Consider the following 16,508-nt stretch of genomic DNA (forward strand, 5'->3'; position numbering starts at 1 on the left):
GATAACTGACAGGCAAAAAAAAAGGTTGCTGTTTCCAGCAACCTTTTTGAAAGCTTGAGCGTCTATTAACGCAGCAGGGACAGCATAGACTGCGGAACCTGGTTTGCCTGAGACAGTACAGAAGTACCAGCCTGTTGCAGGATCTGAGCACGAGACATGTTAGAAACTTCGGTCGCGTAGTCAGCGTCCTGAATACGGGACTGTGCCGCAGACAGGTTGTTGATAGAGTTGTTCAGGTTGTTGATGGTAGATTCAAAACGGTTCTGAATCGCACCCATGTTAGAACGAGCACCATCAATTTTAGCGATAGCAGCGTCAGCAGCAGAAATTACTGATTTAGCAGAGGCGTTATCAGAGATAGTGGTCTTCAGGTTAGTATCCAGGCTACCAGAAGTCGCGTTGATCAGGGCATTGCTGCCGATACCGATAGTATCGTTAGTAGAAACACCTGCACCAACCTGAATGTTCAGGGAAGAAGTAACAGAGCCATCCAGCAGTTTTTTGCCGTTGAAGTTAGCACCACCAGCGATACGGTCGATTTCAGCCAGACGCTGAGTAATTTCCGTGTTAACAGAAGTCAGGTCGCTGGAACCGTTGGTGTCGTTTGCAGCCTGAACAGCCAGCTCACGGATACGCTGTAAGTTGGTGTTGATTTCGTTCAGGTTACCTTCAGCGGTCTGAACCAGGGAGATGCCGTCGTTAGCGTTACGAGCAGCCTGGGTCATACCTTTAACCTGAGAGGTCATACGGTTAGCAATCGCCTGGCCAGCAGCGTCATCTTTAGCGCTGTTGATACGCAGACCAGAGGACAGACGCTCGATAGCAGTGCCCAGAGCAGACTGAGATTTGTTCAGGTTGTTCTGAGTGGTCAGGGACAAAAGGTTAGTATTGATAACTGACATAATTTAATTCCTTCAAAAATTGGGTTTAGGTTCGGTGCCTAACACTCACGGCGTCTCTCACCGTCAACAAGGTTATCGACGCTTCTTAAAAAGACTTTAGAAACAAACTCAAAAATTTTACATCACATTGTTTTTTAATGATTTATTTTATTTAATGTTCCTTTATAAGGCTCCCGACTAAGATTATTCTTATGCTTTGGATTAATATATTATGCGTATTTTTTCCCCGCATGATTCCTTATAAATCGTGAGAGCGCGGGTTTCTTTTTACGGGCATATAAAGAAGGGAAATGATTTCGCTTAGGGCGCGCTATCGGTTCAATAGCCCGCGAGTCTGTCATCTATTCCTGCGATTATTTTTTTGCCGCCGGGAGTAAACTTTTGCCTTGCGTCGCCGATAAGACACTGAAACGACCATCGACCTCAAGGAAATCACGCATGGCTACAATCAGTAATCTCGGGGTAGGCTCGAATCTTGGGCTTGCCGATCTGTATGACAAGCTGGAAGCGGCAGAGCAGACCAAACTGACGGTTATCACCAAACAGCAGAGCACCTATAACACGCAGCTGAGCGCTTACAGCAAGCTGCAAAGTTCGCTGCAAAGCCTGCAGACCGCGACAGCAACGCTTGGCAAAACCGCGACCTGGAACTCGACCTCGGTCAGCAGTACCAATACCGCCTTTGCCGCCACCACGACCAGTGATGCGATGGTAGGTGATTACACCGTTAACGTGAAGCAGTTGGCGAAAGCGCAGGTGCTGACGTCAGGCTCTATCGCCAGCAGCACCTCGCAGCTTGGCGCGACCACCGGCACCACCCGCACCGTGACCATTACCCAGCCGGGCACTACCAAGCCGCTGACCGTTTCCCTTGCCGATGGCGATACTTCGCTTAACGGCATCGCGAAAGCTATCAATAAAGCAGGCGGTAATGTTTCCGCGAGCGTGATTAAAGCGTCTGACGGCGATTTCCGCCTGATGCTGACCTCGAAAACCACCGGCACCAACGCGGATATGACTGTCAAGGTCACCGGCGATGACACGCTGCAGGGCGTTATCGGCTTCGATTCCAGCACCAAAACCGGCGCGCTCTCTATCCAGACGGGTTCGCAGAACGCCAAAGTGGTCGTCAACGATATCGAAATCGAGCGCTCAACCAACATTATTTCCGATGCACTGCCCGGCACGACGCTGACGCTGAAAGCCCAGAGCACCGCCAACGAAACGCTGTCCGTCACGCGTGCGACCGACGCGAACAAAAAGGCCGTGACCGACTGGGTCAGCGCGTATAACTCGCTGCAGTCGACCATCGCTTCGCTGACCAAATATGTCAAAGTGGATGCAGGCGCCACCCAGTCTGCCAACAACGGCGCGCTGATTGGCGACGGTAACGTGCGTTCAGTGCAGTCTCAGCTGCGCAGCACGCTGACGGAAGTACAGAGCGGCAGCTACGCTATCCTCGCGCAGCTCGGCGTGACGCAGGACCCGGTTATGGCCGCCGATGGCGCCGCGGGCGTGCTGAAAATCGACGACGCCAAGCTGACCAAAGCGCTGAACGAGAATCCGGACGCCGTTCAGGCCTACTTTGTGGGCGACGGTAAAACCACCGGTCTCGCCACCAAAATGAACAACACCCTGACCTCGATGCTCAGCACCACCACGGGCAAAGAAGGGGTAATTCAGAACGCGAAAAACAGCATTAACGACACGCTGAAATCGCTTGATAAGCGTTACACCGCGATGGAAGCGTCCATCGAAGCGACCATGGCACGTTATAAGTCGCAGTTCAGCAACCTGGATTCTATGGTGAACAAACTGAACAGCACCTCGACGTACCTGACCAAACAGTTCTCTTCTTCAAGCAGTTAAGGAACGGATATGTACAATAGTTCTGGTGTTCAGGCCTACCAGCAGGTAGGCCTGGAGAGTGCGGTAATGAGCGCAAGTCCACACCAGCTGGTCGTAATGTTGTTTGACGGGGCACTCAGTGCCCTTGTCCGCGCGCGCCTGTTTATCGAACAGGGCGACACCCAGGCGAAAGGTCAGGCGCTGACCAAAGCCATCAACATTATTGATAACGGACTGAAGGCCGGCCTGAATATGGATATTGGCGGAGATCTGCCCCAAAACCTGGCCTCGCTTTATGAATACATGGTGCGACGTTTACTGCATGCGAACCTGCGTAACGATGTTGATGCCATCACTGAAGTCGAAACTCTGATGACCAATATTGCTGACGCCTGGAAGCAGATTGGCCCTGGCTCTACTATCGCGCAGGAAACCTTCTGATGAATGATTTCATCTCATCCCTAAATAACTGGCAGGCGCTTTACGCGCTTAGTAATACCATGCTCAGCCTGGCGAATTCAGGACAGTGGGATGAGCTGATTGAACAGGAAGTGAAATACGTGGCGCTGGTTGAGGCTATCGCCAGCAACCCGGTCGAGCCGGACAACAGCGTATTTCAGGAAAAAGCGCGCGAGATGTTGACCAAAGTACTGGCGAACGAAGCGGCGTTAAAGACCAAACTTCAGGCGCGGATGGAAGAGCTGCGCGTGCTGATTGAGCATAACGGCAACCAGAAGTCGCTGGTGTCGACCTACGGCAATCTTTCCGGCAACGTGCTGATGCCGCACGACCTCAACCCGTAATTTCCTGTCTGTCGGGGCACGGCGACCTGCCGCTGCCCTGCGCTTTTCCCGTCCGGGAAAAAGCCATTCCCGCGTTTTAGTGTGTGGTGAGTACCGCTGATGGAGCCACGTTAATGGTGGGTGATGGTGGGTGCGCTTACGCTTACCCACCCTACACAACCCACAACCTCCTATCTGCATGTAGGGCGGGTAAGCAACGCGCACCCGCCGTCATACAACCACAACGCCACATTCGCCCCTGTTACGGCAACGGCGTGTCGAGCGGGTTTTTTGCGAGGAAATCCGCGCATTCGGTTGTCGGACGGTCAACGCGTTTAAGCGTCATCCCGGCATATTCCAGCGTGTCGCCTTCGCGCTCAATCGAATACACCTCAAGCTTGCTCGTCACGTTGTAAAGATCGTTGTCGCGACGCATCAGCTTGCCGGGCAGCGCAATCACCCGCTGCCACTGGCGACAATCGAGCGTGTCGCCCGCAGGCGTCACGACCAGGCTCGCAATGGCCTGCGGGCTCACCAGCTTGCTCTGCGGCCCGTTCGACTGCCAGTACCCCGCTATCCCCGCTGGCGGCGGCGTTTTCACCACCTCGTTGTAGTTCTCCACCTGAACGCATCCGCTCAGCCCCAGCATCATCAATCCCAGCGCGATTTTTTTCATCGTTTGTCCTGCCTGTGAAGAAAAAAAAGATTGTGGCATTAAAGCGTTAACGCTTCCACCCCAACGCCGCGCCGCAGGAATTGATCCAGATTCGCTTTTGCAGAATTTTTGCTGTGCGAAAACGGACAGCGGCGTAATATGCGGGCTTCTTTGGCGCCCCTCGCGGCGCTTTTTAGTTCCGTCTGAGTTCAGAGGCTAAAATTCATGTCATGGCACGACTTTAAACAGCAATATCTCATCCGTTTCTGGGCCCCGCTGCCCGCCGTTATCGCCGCAGGCATCCTCTCCACTTATTATTTCGGCATCACCGGCACCTTCTGGGCCGTCACCGGCGAATTCACCCGCTGGGGCGGACAGCTGTTACAGCTGCTCGGCGTGCATACCGAAACCTGGGGCTACTTTAAACTGATTCATCTGGAAGGCACCCCGCTTACCCGCATCGACGGGATGATGATTATCGGCATGTTCGGCGGCTGTTTTGCGGCCGCGCTGTGGGCTAACAATGTGAAGCTGCGCCTGCCGCAGCATCGCATCCGCATTATCCAGGCGGTGGCAGGCGGCATCATTGCGGGCTTCGGCGCGCGTCTCGCCATGGGCTGCAACCTCGCGGCGTTCTTTACCGGCATTCCGCAGTTTTCCCTGCACGCGTGGTTTTTCGCGCTGGCGACGGCGATCGGCTCCTGGTTTGGTGCGCGCTTTACGCTGCTGCCGCTGTTTCGCATCCCGGTCAAAATGCAAAAAGTGAGCGCTGCCGCGCCGCTGACGCAAAAGCCGGATCAGGCTAAGCGCCGCTTTCGCCTCGGCATGCTGATATTCGCGGGCATGATCGGCTGGGCGCTGCTCACCGCGATGAACGCCCCGAAACTGGGTCTCGCGATGCTGTTCGGCGTCGGTTTCGGCCTGCTTATTGAGCGCGCGCAGATCTGCTTTACCTCGGCGTTTCGCGATATGTGGATAACCGGGCGCACCCATATGGCCAAAGCGATTATTTTCGGCATGGCGGTCAGCGCCATCGGCATTTTTAGCTATGTGCAATTAGGCGCCGAGCCGAAAATCATGTGGGCAGGCCCGAACGCCGTGCTGGGCGGCCTGCTGTTCGGCTTCGGGATTGTGCTGGCGGGCGGCTGTGAAACCGGCTGGATGTATCGCGCCGTAGAAGGCCAGGTGCATTACTGGTGGGTCGGGCTTGGTAACGTTATCGGCTCCACGATACTCGCCTATTTCTGGGATGACCTGTCTCCGTCGCTCGCCACGAGCTGGGACAAAATCAACCTGCTGAACACCTTCGGGCCGCTCGGCGGGCTGCTGGTGACGTATCTGCTGCTGTTCGCCGCGCTGATGCTGGTCATTGCGCAGGAGAAACGCTTCTTCCGCCGTCAGAAACCGACCGCCGCCGTTGCCGCCATTAAGGAGAGCGCATGAACGCTATTACCCCTGACTACCGCCTGGATATGTCCGGCGAGCCTTGCCCTTATCCTGCCGTCGCCACGCTCGAAGCGCTGCCGCAGCTGAAAAAAGGCGAGATTCTCGAAGTGATTAGCGACTGCCCGCAGTCAATCAACAACATTCCGCTGGATGCGCGCAACCACGGCTATACGGTGCTGGATATCCAGCAGGATGGCCCGACTATCCGCTATCTTATTCAGAAATAACCCGCTGCGCCCTCTCTGTCGGGAGGGCGCGTGGTTCCTGCCCTATACTTCGGTAAAGCCTGTGACCGGAGCCCTGCTATGTGCGGCCGATTTGCCCAGACCTTAAGCCGTGAAGAATACCTCGCGGCGCTTGATGAAAATACCGAGCGCGATATTCCCTTCGACCCGGAGCCGCTCTCGCGCTTCAACGTCGCGCCCGGCACGCGTGTGCTGTTGCTGAACCAGCGCGACGACACGCTGCATCTCGACCCGGTCCACTGGGGCTATGCGCCGCCGTGGTGGCACAAAACGCCGCTGATTAACGCTCGCGTCGAAACCGCCGCCAGCAGCCGGATGTTTAAACCGCTGTGGCAGCACGGGCGCGCTATCGTCTTTGCGGATGGCTGGTATGAGTGGAAGCGCGACGGCGATAAAAAGCAGCCGTATTTCATTCACCGCGCCGATGGCGAGCCACTGTTTTTCGCCGCCATCGGCAAAGCGCCGTTCGACGCAGGCCATGAGCACGAAGGGTTTGTGATTGTCACCGCGGCTGCGGACAAAGGGCTGATTGATATTCACGATCGTCGCCCGGTGGCGTTGACCGCCGAAGCCGCGCTCGCCTGGCTTAGCCCGGAAACCTCCGACGCCCGCGCAGGCGAGCTGGCGCACGACGCGGCCCTCGACCCGGACGCGTTTATCTGGCACCCGGTAGACCGCGCGGTGGGGAATATCAGAAACCAGAGCCCCGATCTCCTGACGCCCATCGATAACCCGCTGGCGTAACGCTTTTATTAGATAATCCGCCGCGTTGCGGGCATCATGTTAAGGAAAACCTTAACCAGAGAACGGATACCATGCGCAAAACGACGATTATTTTACTGGTAGTGGCGGCAGTAGTCTGGGGTGCTGACTATATGGGCTGGCTGTAAGGGCCGCTAAACGCCGATCAGCCGCCCTTAACGCGCCCTCGCGAGCCACACCGTCCTGCCGCCGCTTGCCGCGTCGTTCGGGCGAAATGCGAGCACCTCAAACCCATGCGCGTTCAGCAGGCTCGTATATTCCTGCGGCGACAGGCTCGCGTGATAGAGCGGGTCGCCCAGAAACTCTCCCACCGCCTCGCCATTTTCCGGCCCGCTGTTAAAGAGCAATCTCGCGCCCGGCTTCGCATGTTGCTGAAAGACGGCGAACATCCCGCGCTGATCGTCGCGCGTGAGATGGAAAAAACTGTCCCAGGCGATCAGCGCATCAAAACGGGCGTTAAGCGACAGCGTGCGCATATCGCCGGTTAACCAGCGGTGGCGCGGCAGTCGCTCATGACAAAGCGCAATCAGCGCAGGCGTAATATCAACGCCGGTGATGTTCATCCCTTTATTATCAATATACGCGCCGTTGGGGCTCCCCGACCCGCAGCCGATATCAAGTACCTGGCGGCCCGCCTCTAGCCCCGCCAGTAGCGCGTCCAGCCATGGCTGCTCGATAAACCGCGTTTGTCTTATCTCGTCCCATTGCCGGGCATGTTTGCGATAAAAATCTTCTGTCGCCTGTGAAGAAGGATGATCCATAGTGTGTCCCAATAAAAAGCGTTAACCAGGTATATGTGTATTAGCACAGGCGAACATCACGGCGCGCTCGCGCAGACCTGCGCAGAGGTATCAGTTCCCGTCGTGAGAGGTCGGTGTGCCCCGCATCGCGCCCACGATCCACTCCCGAAAGGCCGTGACGTCGGGCCGTTCAGCCGTATCTTTCATCGTCACCAGATAGTAATTCGCGCCGGGCAGCGAGCAGTCGAACGGCATCACCAGCATCTGGCGTTTAATCAGGTCTTCCGCCAGCAGTTTGCTGGCGATGACCACGCCCTGCCCTGCCACCGCGGCCTGCAACGCGTGGGTCTCATCGCTGAAAAAGAGGCCTTTCCCGACCATTAGGTCTGCCGGGCCATAACGGGTTTTCCAGTGCTGCCAGTCCGGCGAGGCGGCCGGAACATGTCGGTTTTCGACGTGGAAAAGCGTCACAGGGTTAAGATCGTTAAGCGTACGCACAGCAAGCCCCGGGCTGGCGACGACGGCAAACCTGTCCTCATATAACAGCGTATTGTGCAGTTCATCTTCTGGCGTTTCGCGATAGCGGATCGCCACATCCACCGTGCGCTGCGTTAAATCAACCTTCTCAATGCTGGTGTGCAGATGCAAATCAATGTGCGGAAACCGCGCTTTGAAGTCCGTCAGGCGCGGCACCAGCCAGTTCGTCAGAAAATTGGACGTGGTGGTGATGGTCAGTGTCGGGGGACGTCTGGCCCGCTCGATATTATTGACCGACGTTTCCAGCGCGCTAAAGGCGGCCTGGGTTCCGGCGTACAGTAATTTTCCGGCGTCCGTCAGCCTCACGCCCTGGGCGTTGCGCTCAAAGACCCGACACTCCAGCGTCGATTCGATTACACGGATCTGATGGCTGACGGCCGTCGCGCTCACGTTCAGCTGCTGTGCGGCCTGTTTAAAACTGAGCAGCGTCGCCACGCAGTGAAAGGCGCGAAGTGCGCCCAGCGGCGGGAAGCGGGATAACTTCATGATGAATTATTCTCATCCATGGCTGAAAACAATGACTTTGATGCTCGCATAAAGCAGGCGGTAAGCTCAACGCCTGTTGAAAGCAGGATGAATTAAATGTTATCTCATCCGCCCTTACCGTGAGACTTATTATGACCGTATGCCCGTTATCCGATTCCGACGCGTTGCCTCGGGAGGCTCGCACTCTCCTCTCCTTCCTTCTGGTGAGTCTGTTTATCTCAGAGCTGGTTTTGCTTATCAGCGCCAGCGCGTCGCAGGGCGCGCTCCCGGCGCTTGCCTTGCTGAGTGCGCTGCTGGCGGCATCAGGGTCTGGCTACGGGCTCGCAAAGGCGGGAATGCTGAGGCGGCGCGACGCGCTGGTACGGATTTACGCGGGGCTGTTAACGGCGGCTGGCGGGCTGCTGATGGCGCTTATCGCCCTTCATACGCCGCGTAATGGCTGGCTTCTGCTGGCCGGTGTCGCGGTCGCAGGACTCGGGCAAGGCATGACGGGTTACACGGTCAGTCATCGCAGGCAGGCGAAACGCGCACGCGGGCGGTGGCTCGCTGGCATGGCGCTCACTGGCGTTGTTGTCTTTTTCGTCAACCAGAGCGGCGGACTTATCAATACGGTCGCCCTGTTGACGGACCTGGCATTACTGGGCGCGCTGTACTGCAAGATTAACCCGCAGGCGGAGTAAACCCGGCTGGAAGCGTCACGCGTGGCGGAAGCGTTTTACTTCATCAAAGCGAAAAGCGAGGTGTGGCGTGCGCCATCGTGTTTTGCGCAGCCATAATCAAAAGCGGTATCGGCAGGAGTGTGTTTCATGAGGGCCAGTCCTTCAGCGCCTTTATAGGGCAGATAACGCTATGGGGCAGGTTGAGACGTAAAAACAGAGGTTATCTGCTTTCGCCCCACCCATGCCCCATATACGAGTATCTGTTTAAGATATCTTATTTATTTCAACAAGATAAATTTACTACACCTGCATGTTCATGATGTCCTGATAGGCGGCGACCAGCTTGTTACGGACCTGGATCCCCATCTGCAGTGAAATCGACGATTTCTGCATATCTACCATCACATCATTCAGCGCCACGCCCGGCGTGCCGATAGCGAATTTCTCCGCCTGAGTGCGGGCGGCGTTTTGCGTATCGCTGATACGTCCAAGCGCGGCCTGTAACTCTCCGGCAAAACTCACGGAGGGCGGCGTCTCTACAGCATTATTGCGCGCTACCTGCATGGTAGCCTGCATCTGCTGGAGGACCCCTTCAATACCCTGAATAGCCATCTTTTACCCCTGGATGATTTTTCAACGGTGTGCAGAGTAACACTTTGTCAATGGGATAAAGGCTCTAAATAACGATAAAAAACCAACCTATTTGACCCATAGAAAATCCCATAAAAGCAAATAATGACATCGCCATCCAAGTGGAACTTTAGTCGTGCTTGCCGACCCGGGAGTCCGTTTTGCTTCATAACACGCATTATTCTGTCAACGCTGAGTCAAGAGGGGCGCAATGACTGCCGCAGCTTCAACTCAAACGCCACAAAATAAAACCGTAGAGTGGCTCAACCGCTTACGCGCAAACCCGAAGATCCCCTTAATGGTGGCCGGGGCCGCCGCGGTCGCTATCATTGTGGCTATGGTGCTCTGGGCAAAACAGCCCGACTACCGCGTGCTTTACAGCAATCTGAGCGATCAGGACGGCGGCGCTATCGTCACCCAACTGACTCAGATGAATATTCCTTATAACTTTGCCGACAACGGCGCCTCTATCATGGTGCCTGCCGAGAAAGTTTATGACCTGCGTCTGCGTCTCGCTCAGCAGGGTCTGCCGAAAGGCGGCGCCGTGGGCTTTGAGCTGATGGATCAGGAAAAATTCGGCATCAGCCAGTTCAGCGAGCAGGTTAACTACCAGCGCGCGCTGGAAGGCGAACTCTCGCGCACCATCGAGACCTTAGGTCCGGTGAAGGCTGCGCGCGTTCACCTCGCCATGCCGAAACCGTCATTATTCGTTCGCGAGCAGAAATCGCCGTCCGCGTCGGTCACCCTGAGCCTGGAGCCGGGCCGCGCGATGGATGAAGGTCAGATTGCCGCCGTTGTGCATATGGTCTCCAGCGCCGTTGCTGGCCTGCCGCCGGGCAACGTTACGCTCGTGGATCAGGCCGGTCACCTGCTGACCCAGTCCGGCACGGCCGGTCGCGACCTGAACGACGCGCAGCTCAAATATGCCGCCGATGTCGAAGGCCGCGTGCAGCGCCGTATCGAATCTATCCTTGCGCCTATCGTCGGCTCTGGCAACGTCCACGCTCAGGTCACCGCGCAGATCGATTTCTCTAATAAAGAACAGACCGAAGAACAGTACCGCCCGAACAGCGACCCGTCGCAGGTGGCCGTTCGTTCTCGTCAGCTGAACACCAACGACCAGGTGGGCGGCGGGTATCCGGGCGGCGTACCGGGCGCTCTTTCTAACCAGCCGGCTCCGGCGAACAGCGCGCCTATCGACGCGCCTGCCGGGCAGAACAACGCCCAGAACGCCAACGGTCAGAATGCGAATGGTCAGAATGCGCAGCGCGGGCAGAACACCAGCACGGCGGCGACCAGCGGTGGTCCGCACAGCAGCCAGCGCGATGAAACCACTAACTACGAAGTGGACCGCACCATTCGCCACACCAAAATGAACGTGGGCGACGTGCAGCGTCTCTCCGTGGCGGTGGTGGTGAACTACCGTCAGCTGGCGAACGGCAAACCGCTCGCGCTGACCGCTGACCAGCTGAAACAGATTGAAAACCTGACCCGCGAAGCGATGGGCTACACCGAGTCACGTGGCGATACCCTGAACGTGGTCAACTCGCAGTTCACGGCGAGCGATGAGACCGGTGGCGAACTGCCGTTCTGGCAGCAGCAAGCCTTCATCGACCAGCTTCTGGCCGCAGGCCGCTGGCTGTTGGTGCTGATTGTCGCCTGGCTGCTGTGGCGTAAAGCGGTTCGTCCGCAGCTCCAGCGCCGCGCGGAAGAAGTTAAGCGCGTACAGGAAATTCAGCAGCAGAATAAAGAAGTGGAAGAGTCCGTGGAAGTTCGCCTGAGCAAAGACGAACAGACGCAGCAGCGCCGCGCTAACCAGCGCCTGAGCGCAGAAGTCATGAGCCAGCGTATCCGCGAAATGTCTGACAACGATCCGCGCGTGGTCGCGCTGGTCATCCGCCAGTGGATGAGTAACGAGCTATGAGTAACGCTAATACCAACGCTAATACGAATGGGCTGTCCGGCACTGACAAAAGCGCCATTCTGCTGATGACCATCGGCGAAGACCGCGCGGCAGAGGTATTCAAACACCTCTCCCCTCGCGAGGTGCAGCATCTCAGCGCCGCGATGGCGAGCGTGCGTCAGATCTCTAACAAACAGCTGACCGACGTGCTGGCGGAGTTTGAACAGGAAGCGGAACAGTTTGCTGCGCTCAGCATCAACACCAACGACTACCTGCGTTCGGTGCTGGTCAAAGCGCTGGGCGAAGAGCGCGCCTCCAGCCTGCTCGAAGATATTCTCGACTCTAAAGAGACCACTTCGGGTATGGAAACGCTCAACTTTATGGAGCCGCAGAGCGCCGCCGACCTTATTCGCGACGAACACCCGCAGATTATCGCCACCATCCTGGTCCATCTCAAACGTGCCCAGGCGGCGGATATCCTGGCGCTGTTCGACGAGCGTCTGCGTCACGATGTGATGCTGCGTATCGCCACCTTCGGCGGCGTCCAGCCGGCGGCGCTGGCGGAACTGACCGAAGTGCTGAACAACCTGCTCGACGGCCAGAACCTCAAGCGCAGCAAAATGGGCGGCGTGAGAACGGCGGCAGAAATTATCAACCTGATGAAAACCCAGCAGGAAGAAGCCGTTATTACCGCCGTGCGCGAGTTCGACGGCGATCTGGCGCAGAAAATCATCGACGAGATGTTCCTGTTCGAAAACCTGGTGGAAGTCGACGACCGCTCCATCCAGCGCCTGCTGCAGGAAGTGGAGTCCGAATCCCTGCTTATCGCGCTCAAGGGTGCCGAGCAGCCGCTGCGCGAGAAGTTCCTGCGCAACATGTCGCAGCGCGCCGCGGATATCCTGCGCGACGACCTGGCCAACCGCGGCCCGGTACGTCTGTCTCAGGTGGAAAACGAACAGAAAGCTATCCTGCTCATCGTCCGTCGTCTGGCGGAAACCGGCGAGATGGTAATTGGCAGCGGCGAGGATACCTATGTCTAATAAGCTTCCCTGGCAGCGCTGGATGCCTGATGACCTCGCTCCGCCCGTTATGCAGGAATTTACGGCATTCGACGAGACGGTCATCGGTGAACGCGAAGAGGTCGACGAAGAACAGTTACGCCTGCAACAACAGCAGCAGGCGCTGGTGATGATGCAAACCCAGGCGCATGAGCAAGGCTATAACGCCGGGCTCGCCGAGGGGCGTCAGCAGGGCTTCGAACAGGGCCGCCAGGAAGGCTATGCGAAAGGTCTCGAACAGGGGCTCGCGGAAGCGCGCGCCCAGCAGGGGCCAATCCACGCACGTATGCAGCAGCTGGTGAGCGAGTTCCAGTACACGCTGGACGCGCTCGACAGCGTTATCGCTTCACGCCTGATGCAGATGGCGCTGGAAGCGGCGCGTCAGGTCATCGGCCACGTGCAGGTTGATAACAACCACCTGATCAAGCAGATCCAGACGCTGTTGCAGCAGGAGCCGCTGTTTAGCGGTAAACCGCAGCTGCGCGTGCATCCGGACGATTTACAGCGCGTCGAAGAGATGCTCGGCGCGACCTTAAGCCTGCACGGCTGGCGGCTGCGCGGCGACCCGACGCTGCATCCGGGCGGCTGCAAAGTCTCCGCCGATGAAGGCGATCTCGACGCCAGCGTGGCGACGCGCTGGCAGGAACTGTGCCGCCTGGCCGCACCAGGAGTGGTGTAATGACTGCCCGACTGACTCGCTGGCTCAACACGCTCGATAATTTCGAGGCCAAAATGGCGCAACTGCCGTCCGTGCGCCGCTACGGCCGCCTGACCCGCGCCACCGGTCTGGTGCTGGAAGCGACCGGCCTGCAACTGCCGCTCGGCGCGACCTGCATTATCGAACGTCAGGAAGGCGCGCAGCTCCACGAAGTGGAGAGCGAAGTGGTCGGCTTTAACGGCCAGAAACTGTTTTTGATGCCGCTGGAAGAAGTCGAAGGCATTCTGCCGGGCGCGCGCGTCTATGCGCGTGGCGGTAACGGCGAAGGGTTGCATAGCAGCAAACAGCTGCCGCTCGGCCCACAGCTGCTGGGCCGCGTGCTCGATGGCGCGGGCAAACCGCTCGACGGCCTGCCCTCCCCCGATACCGAAACCACCGGCGCGCTGATGACGCCGCCGTTCAACCCGCTGCAACGCACCCCGATTGAAGATGTGCTGGACGTGGGCGTGCGCCCGATTAACGCCCTGCTGACGGTGGGACGCGGCCAGCGTATGGGTCTTTTCGCGGGTTCCGGCGTCGGTAAATCGGTGCTGCTCGGCATGATGGCGCGCTACACCCAGGCGGATGTCATCGTCGTGGGGCTGATTGGCGAACGTGGCCGCGAAGTAAAAGATTTTATCGAGAACATCCTCGGTGCCGAAGGGCGCGCGCGCTCTGTGGTGATAGCCGCCCCGGCGGATGTCTCTCCTTTATTACGTATGCAGGGCGCGGCGTATGCCACCCGCATCGCGGAAGATTTTCGCGACCGTGGCCAGCACGTACTGCTGATCATGGATTCCCTGACCCGTTACGCGATGGCGCAGCGTGAGATTGCGCTGGCTATCGGCGAGCCGCCCGCAACCAAAGGCTATCCGCCTTCCGTCTTCGCCAAACTGCCCGCGCTGGTGGAACGCGCCGGTAACGGCATCACCGGCGGCGGGTCGATTACCGCGTTTTATACCGTACTGACCGAAGGCGACGACCAGCAGGATCCGATCGCCGACTCCGCGCGCGCCATCCTCGACGGCCACATTGTGCTGTCGCGCCGCCTCGCGGAAGCCGGACACTACCCGGCTATTGATATTGAAGCGTCCATCAGCCGCGTGATGACTTCCATCATCAGCGAGTCGCACTACGCGCGCGTGCGGAACTTCAAACAGCTGCTCTCAAGTTTCCAGCGCAACCGTGACCTGGTGAGCGTTGGTGCTTACGCCAAAGGCAGCGATCCGATGCTGGATCGCGCCATTACGCTGTGGCCGCAACTGGAAGCGTTTCTGCAGCAAGGTATTTACGAACGTTCCGATGTCGAGGATGCGTTACAGGCACTGGAACTTATCTTCCCGTCAGTATGATGAGGTATGAGGGAGGTAGCCATGAAACAGAATGGCGCGCTGAACACGCTTAAAGATATGGCTGAGAAAGAAGTCGACGATGCCGCGTTGCGGCTTGGCGAAATGCGCCGCGGTTGCCAGCAGGCGCAGGAGCAGCTGTCGATGCTGATGAACTATCAGCAGGAATATCGCAATAACCTGAATCAGACGATGACGCAGGGTATTGCCAGTAACCGCTGGGTCAATTACCAGCAGTTTATCCAGACGCTGGAGAAAGCGATTGAACAGCATCGCCTCCAGCTGTCGCAGTGGAATAACAAAGTCGATCAGGCGCTCTCGTTCTGGAAAGAGAAAAAGCAGCGTCTTCAGGCCTGGCAAACGCTTCAGGACCGGCACGCCAGCGCGGCGATGCTGGCGGAAAACCGGCTCGATCAAAAAAGAATGGATGAATTTGCCCAGCGGGCATCAATGAGGAAAGGCGAATGATTACGTTGCCCAATGTTGTGCTGACCAGCGATGTCGATGCGACGTCGCCTGGCGCCGGTCTGAAAGGCCTCGACGCCAAAGGCGGCGACGCGGCGCAGGATTTCCTGGCGCTGTTAGGCCAGCACTTTTCCGGCGAGCTGACGCTTGCGGACGGTAAAACCGTATCGCTCGCGCAGTTGCAGGGCGCGGGGAAAGAGACGCTGGCGGGTAAAACGCTGGCGGACGCCACGGCGACCCTGCCGGGCACCCAGAGCGATCTGACACGTCTGCTTGACCAGTTGACCCGCGGCGACATCTCGCCTGCCGATCTCTCGCTTGCCGCGGGCGACGTGCAGACCGCGACCACCGCCGCGCAGCCGACGCTGAAACCGGCCGGTCTTGACGACGATAAAAAGCTCAGCGATGAAGACATGGCCGCGTTAAGTGCCCTCTTCGCGATGCTGCCGCCTGCCCAGCAGCCGAACGCGGCGCCTGCCGTAACGGCGCAGACGCAGGCGCAGGGCGTCGCGGCGCTCGGCGCTAACGGTTTTAACCCGACGGCAAGCCTGACCCAGGCGCTCGGCAGTGCGAAAAGCGATGCCAAAACCAGCGCCAAGAGCGATGACGCCGCCACGCCGTTGACGGCCGCCGCCGCCACCGCGCCGGTGACCAGCCAGACCGCGACCGATGTTGTCGCGCCGGTGTCGACGCTTGATAAAACCGCCGCTGACGTCAGCAGCACCCAGGTACCGCACAACCTGAACCTGCACGCGCTCTCTTCGACCACGCAAAGCCAGCAGGCCAGCGCGCCGGTGATGACGATGCCGACCGCCCAGGTCACCGCGCCGTTCGGCACCCCGGACTGGCAGAACTCGGTAAGCCAGCACATTTCGCTGTTTACCCGCAACGGCCAGCAGAGCGCTGAGCTGCATTTACACCCGGAAGAGCTGGGCGCGGTGCAGATTAGCCTGAAGCTTGACGATAATATGGCGCAGATACAGATGGTGTCGCCGCACAGCCACGTGCGCGCCGCCCTCGAAGCGGCGCTGCCGACGCTGCGCACGCAGCTCGCGGAAAGCGGCATTCAGCTGGGTCAGAGCAATATCAGCAGCGAAAACTTTAGCGGTCAGCAGCAGCAAAACAACCCGCAACAGTCTGCCTCTTCACGCGGTGGCAACGGTTTTAGCCTCGGTGGTGAAGAAGAAGCGATTGCCGCTCCGGCAAGCCTTCAGGCGGCCGCTCGCGGCAATGGCGCGGTCGATATCTTTGCCTAACGCCAGAGGTAACGTGATTATTCCCGTTTTTTCCAGGCTTTGACTGCGCGCAGAGACGGGATAATCACTCTATCGCAGTACTGATACA

At 58.1% G+C, this 16,508-nt stretch carries 18 protein-coding genes; 13 read left to right on the forward strand and 5 right to left on the reverse strand.

From position 1 onward, the window contains the following. Positions 1 to 65: 65 nt before the first annotated feature. Complete coding sequence (locus AFK67_RS12700; protein ID WP_007732365.1) at positions 66 to 902, reverse strand: flagellin N-terminal helical domain-containing protein; 837 nt, start codon at positions 900 to 902, stop codon at positions 66 to 68. A gap of 438 nt (positions 903 to 1,340) precedes the next feature. On the opposite strand from AFK67_RS12700, the gene fliD reads away from it, so the two are divergent. The 3 genes from fliD to fliT are packed head-to-tail and all read left to right on the forward strand — an operon-like array spanning position 1,341 to position 3,553. Beyond that, positions 1,341 to 2,771, forward strand: a complete 1,431-nt coding sequence (gene fliD / locus AFK67_RS12705; protein ID WP_007732367.1) for a flagellar filament capping protein FliD — start codon at positions 1,341 to 1,343, stop codon at positions 2,769 to 2,771. 9 nt (positions 2,772 to 2,780) lie between these two features. Continuing rightward, positions 2,781 to 3,191 carry a flagellar export chaperone FliS gene (gene fliS, locus AFK67_RS12710; RefSeq protein ID WP_007732372.1) on the forward strand — a complete coding sequence of 137 codons (411 nt, stop codon included), beginning with the start codon at positions 2,781 to 2,783 and terminating at the stop codon, positions 3,189 to 3,191. Beyond that, positions 3,191 to 3,553 (forward strand): flagella biosynthesis regulatory protein FliT, encoded by a 363-nt coding sequence (fliT, locus tag AFK67_RS12715; protein WP_007732374.1) that lies wholly within the window; start codon positions 3,191 to 3,193, stop codon positions 3,551 to 3,553. The genes fliS and fliT overlap by 1 nt, the downstream gene beginning before the upstream one ends. A 241-nt stretch (positions 3,554 to 3,794) precedes the next feature. Here the strand turns inward: fliT and yedD are convergent, their stop codons facing one another. Continuing rightward, positions 3,795 to 4,208 (reverse strand): lipoprotein YedD, encoded by a 414-nt coding sequence (gene yedD / locus AFK67_RS12720; RefSeq protein ID WP_007732377.1) that lies wholly within the window; start codon positions 4,206 to 4,208, stop codon positions 3,795 to 3,797. A 204-nt stretch (positions 4,209 to 4,412) separates the two neighbouring features. Here yedD and yedE point away from each other — a divergent pair, with 204 nt between their 5' ends. The 3 genes from yedE to AFK67_RS12735 all read left to right on the forward strand — a co-directional run bounded on the left by yedE (position 4,413) and on the right by AFK67_RS12735 (position 6,622). Then, positions 4,413 to 5,630 (forward strand): selenium metabolism membrane protein YedE/FdhT, encoded by a 1,218-nt coding sequence (gene yedE / locus AFK67_RS12725; protein WP_007732379.1) that lies wholly within the window; start codon positions 4,413 to 4,415, stop codon positions 5,628 to 5,630. After that, positions 5,627 to 5,860 (forward strand): sulfurtransferase-like selenium metabolism protein YedF, encoded by a 234-nt coding sequence (gene yedF, locus AFK67_RS12730; RefSeq protein ID WP_004386794.1) that lies wholly within the window; start codon positions 5,627 to 5,629, stop codon positions 5,858 to 5,860. Before yedE ends, yedF begins: the two co-directional genes overlap by 4 nt. Before the next feature lie 78 nt (positions 5,861 to 5,938). Then, entirely contained in the window at positions 5,939 to 6,622 is a 684-nt protein-coding gene (locus AFK67_RS12735) for an SOS response-associated peptidase (protein WP_007732390.1), read from the forward strand. A gap of 173 nt (positions 6,623 to 6,795) precedes the next feature. On the opposite strand, the gene AFK67_RS12740 is transcribed toward AFK67_RS12735, so the two are convergent. Continuing rightward, complete coding sequence (locus AFK67_RS12740) at positions 6,796 to 7,401, reverse strand: class I SAM-dependent DNA methyltransferase (protein ID WP_038883275.1); 606 nt, start codon at positions 7,399 to 7,401, stop codon at positions 6,796 to 6,798. 90 nt (positions 7,402 to 7,491) lie between these two features. Further along, on the reverse strand, positions 7,492 to 8,403 hold the full coding sequence (locus tag AFK67_RS12745) for a LysR substrate-binding domain-containing protein (protein ID WP_007732395.1): 912 nt from the start codon (positions 8,401 to 8,403) through the stop codon (positions 7,492 to 7,494). A 131-nt stretch (positions 8,404 to 8,534) separates the two neighbouring features. Between AFK67_RS12745 and AFK67_RS23455 the strand changes: the two genes are divergently transcribed. Further along, complete coding sequence (locus AFK67_RS23455; protein ID WP_235047907.1) at positions 8,535 to 9,083, forward strand: hypothetical protein; 549 nt, start codon at positions 8,535 to 8,537, stop codon at positions 9,081 to 9,083. 279 nt (positions 9,084 to 9,362) lie between these two features. Here the strand turns inward: AFK67_RS23455 and fliE are convergent, their stop codons facing one another. Continuing rightward, entirely contained in the window at positions 9,363 to 9,674 is a 312-nt protein-coding gene (gene fliE, locus AFK67_RS12755) for a flagellar hook-basal body complex protein FliE (RefSeq protein ID WP_007699247.1), read from the reverse strand. A gap of 229 nt (positions 9,675 to 9,903) precedes the next feature. Between fliE and fliF the strand changes: the two genes are divergently transcribed. From fliF to fliK, 6 genes are read left to right on the forward strand one after another with little or no spacing between them, the layout of a single operon-like run. After that, the gene (gene fliF / locus AFK67_RS12760; RefSeq protein ID WP_007732399.1) at positions 9,904 to 11,616 is read left to right on the forward strand and encodes a flagellar basal-body MS-ring/collar protein FliF; all 1,713 of its coding nucleotides are present in this window, start codon (positions 9,904 to 9,906) and stop codon (positions 11,614 to 11,616) included. Then, on the forward strand, positions 11,613 to 12,635 hold the full coding sequence (gene fliG / locus AFK67_RS12765) for a flagellar motor switch protein FliG (RefSeq protein ID WP_007732402.1): 1,023 nt from the start codon (positions 11,613 to 11,615) through the stop codon (positions 12,633 to 12,635). The genes fliF and fliG overlap by 4 nt, the downstream gene beginning before the upstream one ends. Beyond that, positions 12,628 to 13,332 (forward strand): flagellar assembly protein FliH, encoded by a 705-nt coding sequence (gene fliH, locus AFK67_RS12770; RefSeq protein WP_007732405.1) that lies wholly within the window; start codon positions 12,628 to 12,630, stop codon positions 13,330 to 13,332. The genes fliG and fliH overlap by 8 nt, the downstream gene beginning before the upstream one ends. Then, a complete protein-coding gene (fliI, locus tag AFK67_RS12775) occupies positions 13,332 to 14,702 on the forward strand; it encodes a flagellar protein export ATPase FliI (RefSeq protein WP_007732408.1) in 1,371 nt (456 codons plus the stop codon). The genes fliH and fliI overlap by 1 nt, the downstream gene beginning before the upstream one ends. 21 nt (positions 14,703 to 14,723) lie before the next feature. Then, on the forward strand, positions 14,724 to 15,167 hold the full coding sequence (gene fliJ / locus AFK67_RS12780) for a flagellar export protein FliJ (protein WP_007732409.1): 444 nt from the start codon (positions 14,724 to 14,726) through the stop codon (positions 15,165 to 15,167). Next, the gene (fliK, locus tag AFK67_RS12785) at positions 15,164 to 16,420 is read left to right on the forward strand and encodes a flagellar hook length control protein FliK (protein ID WP_007732416.1); all 1,257 of its coding nucleotides are present in this window, start codon (positions 15,164 to 15,166) and stop codon (positions 16,418 to 16,420) included. Before fliJ ends, fliK begins: the two co-directional genes overlap by 4 nt. The last annotated feature ends 88 nt before the right edge of the window (positions 16,421 to 16,508 follow it).

The sequence above is a fragment of the Cronobacter dublinensis subsp. dublinensis LMG 23823 genome (assembly GCF_001277235.1).
In the GTDB taxonomy this organism is placed as follows: Bacteria; Pseudomonadota; Gammaproteobacteria; order Enterobacterales; family Enterobacteriaceae; genus Cronobacter; species Cronobacter dublinensis.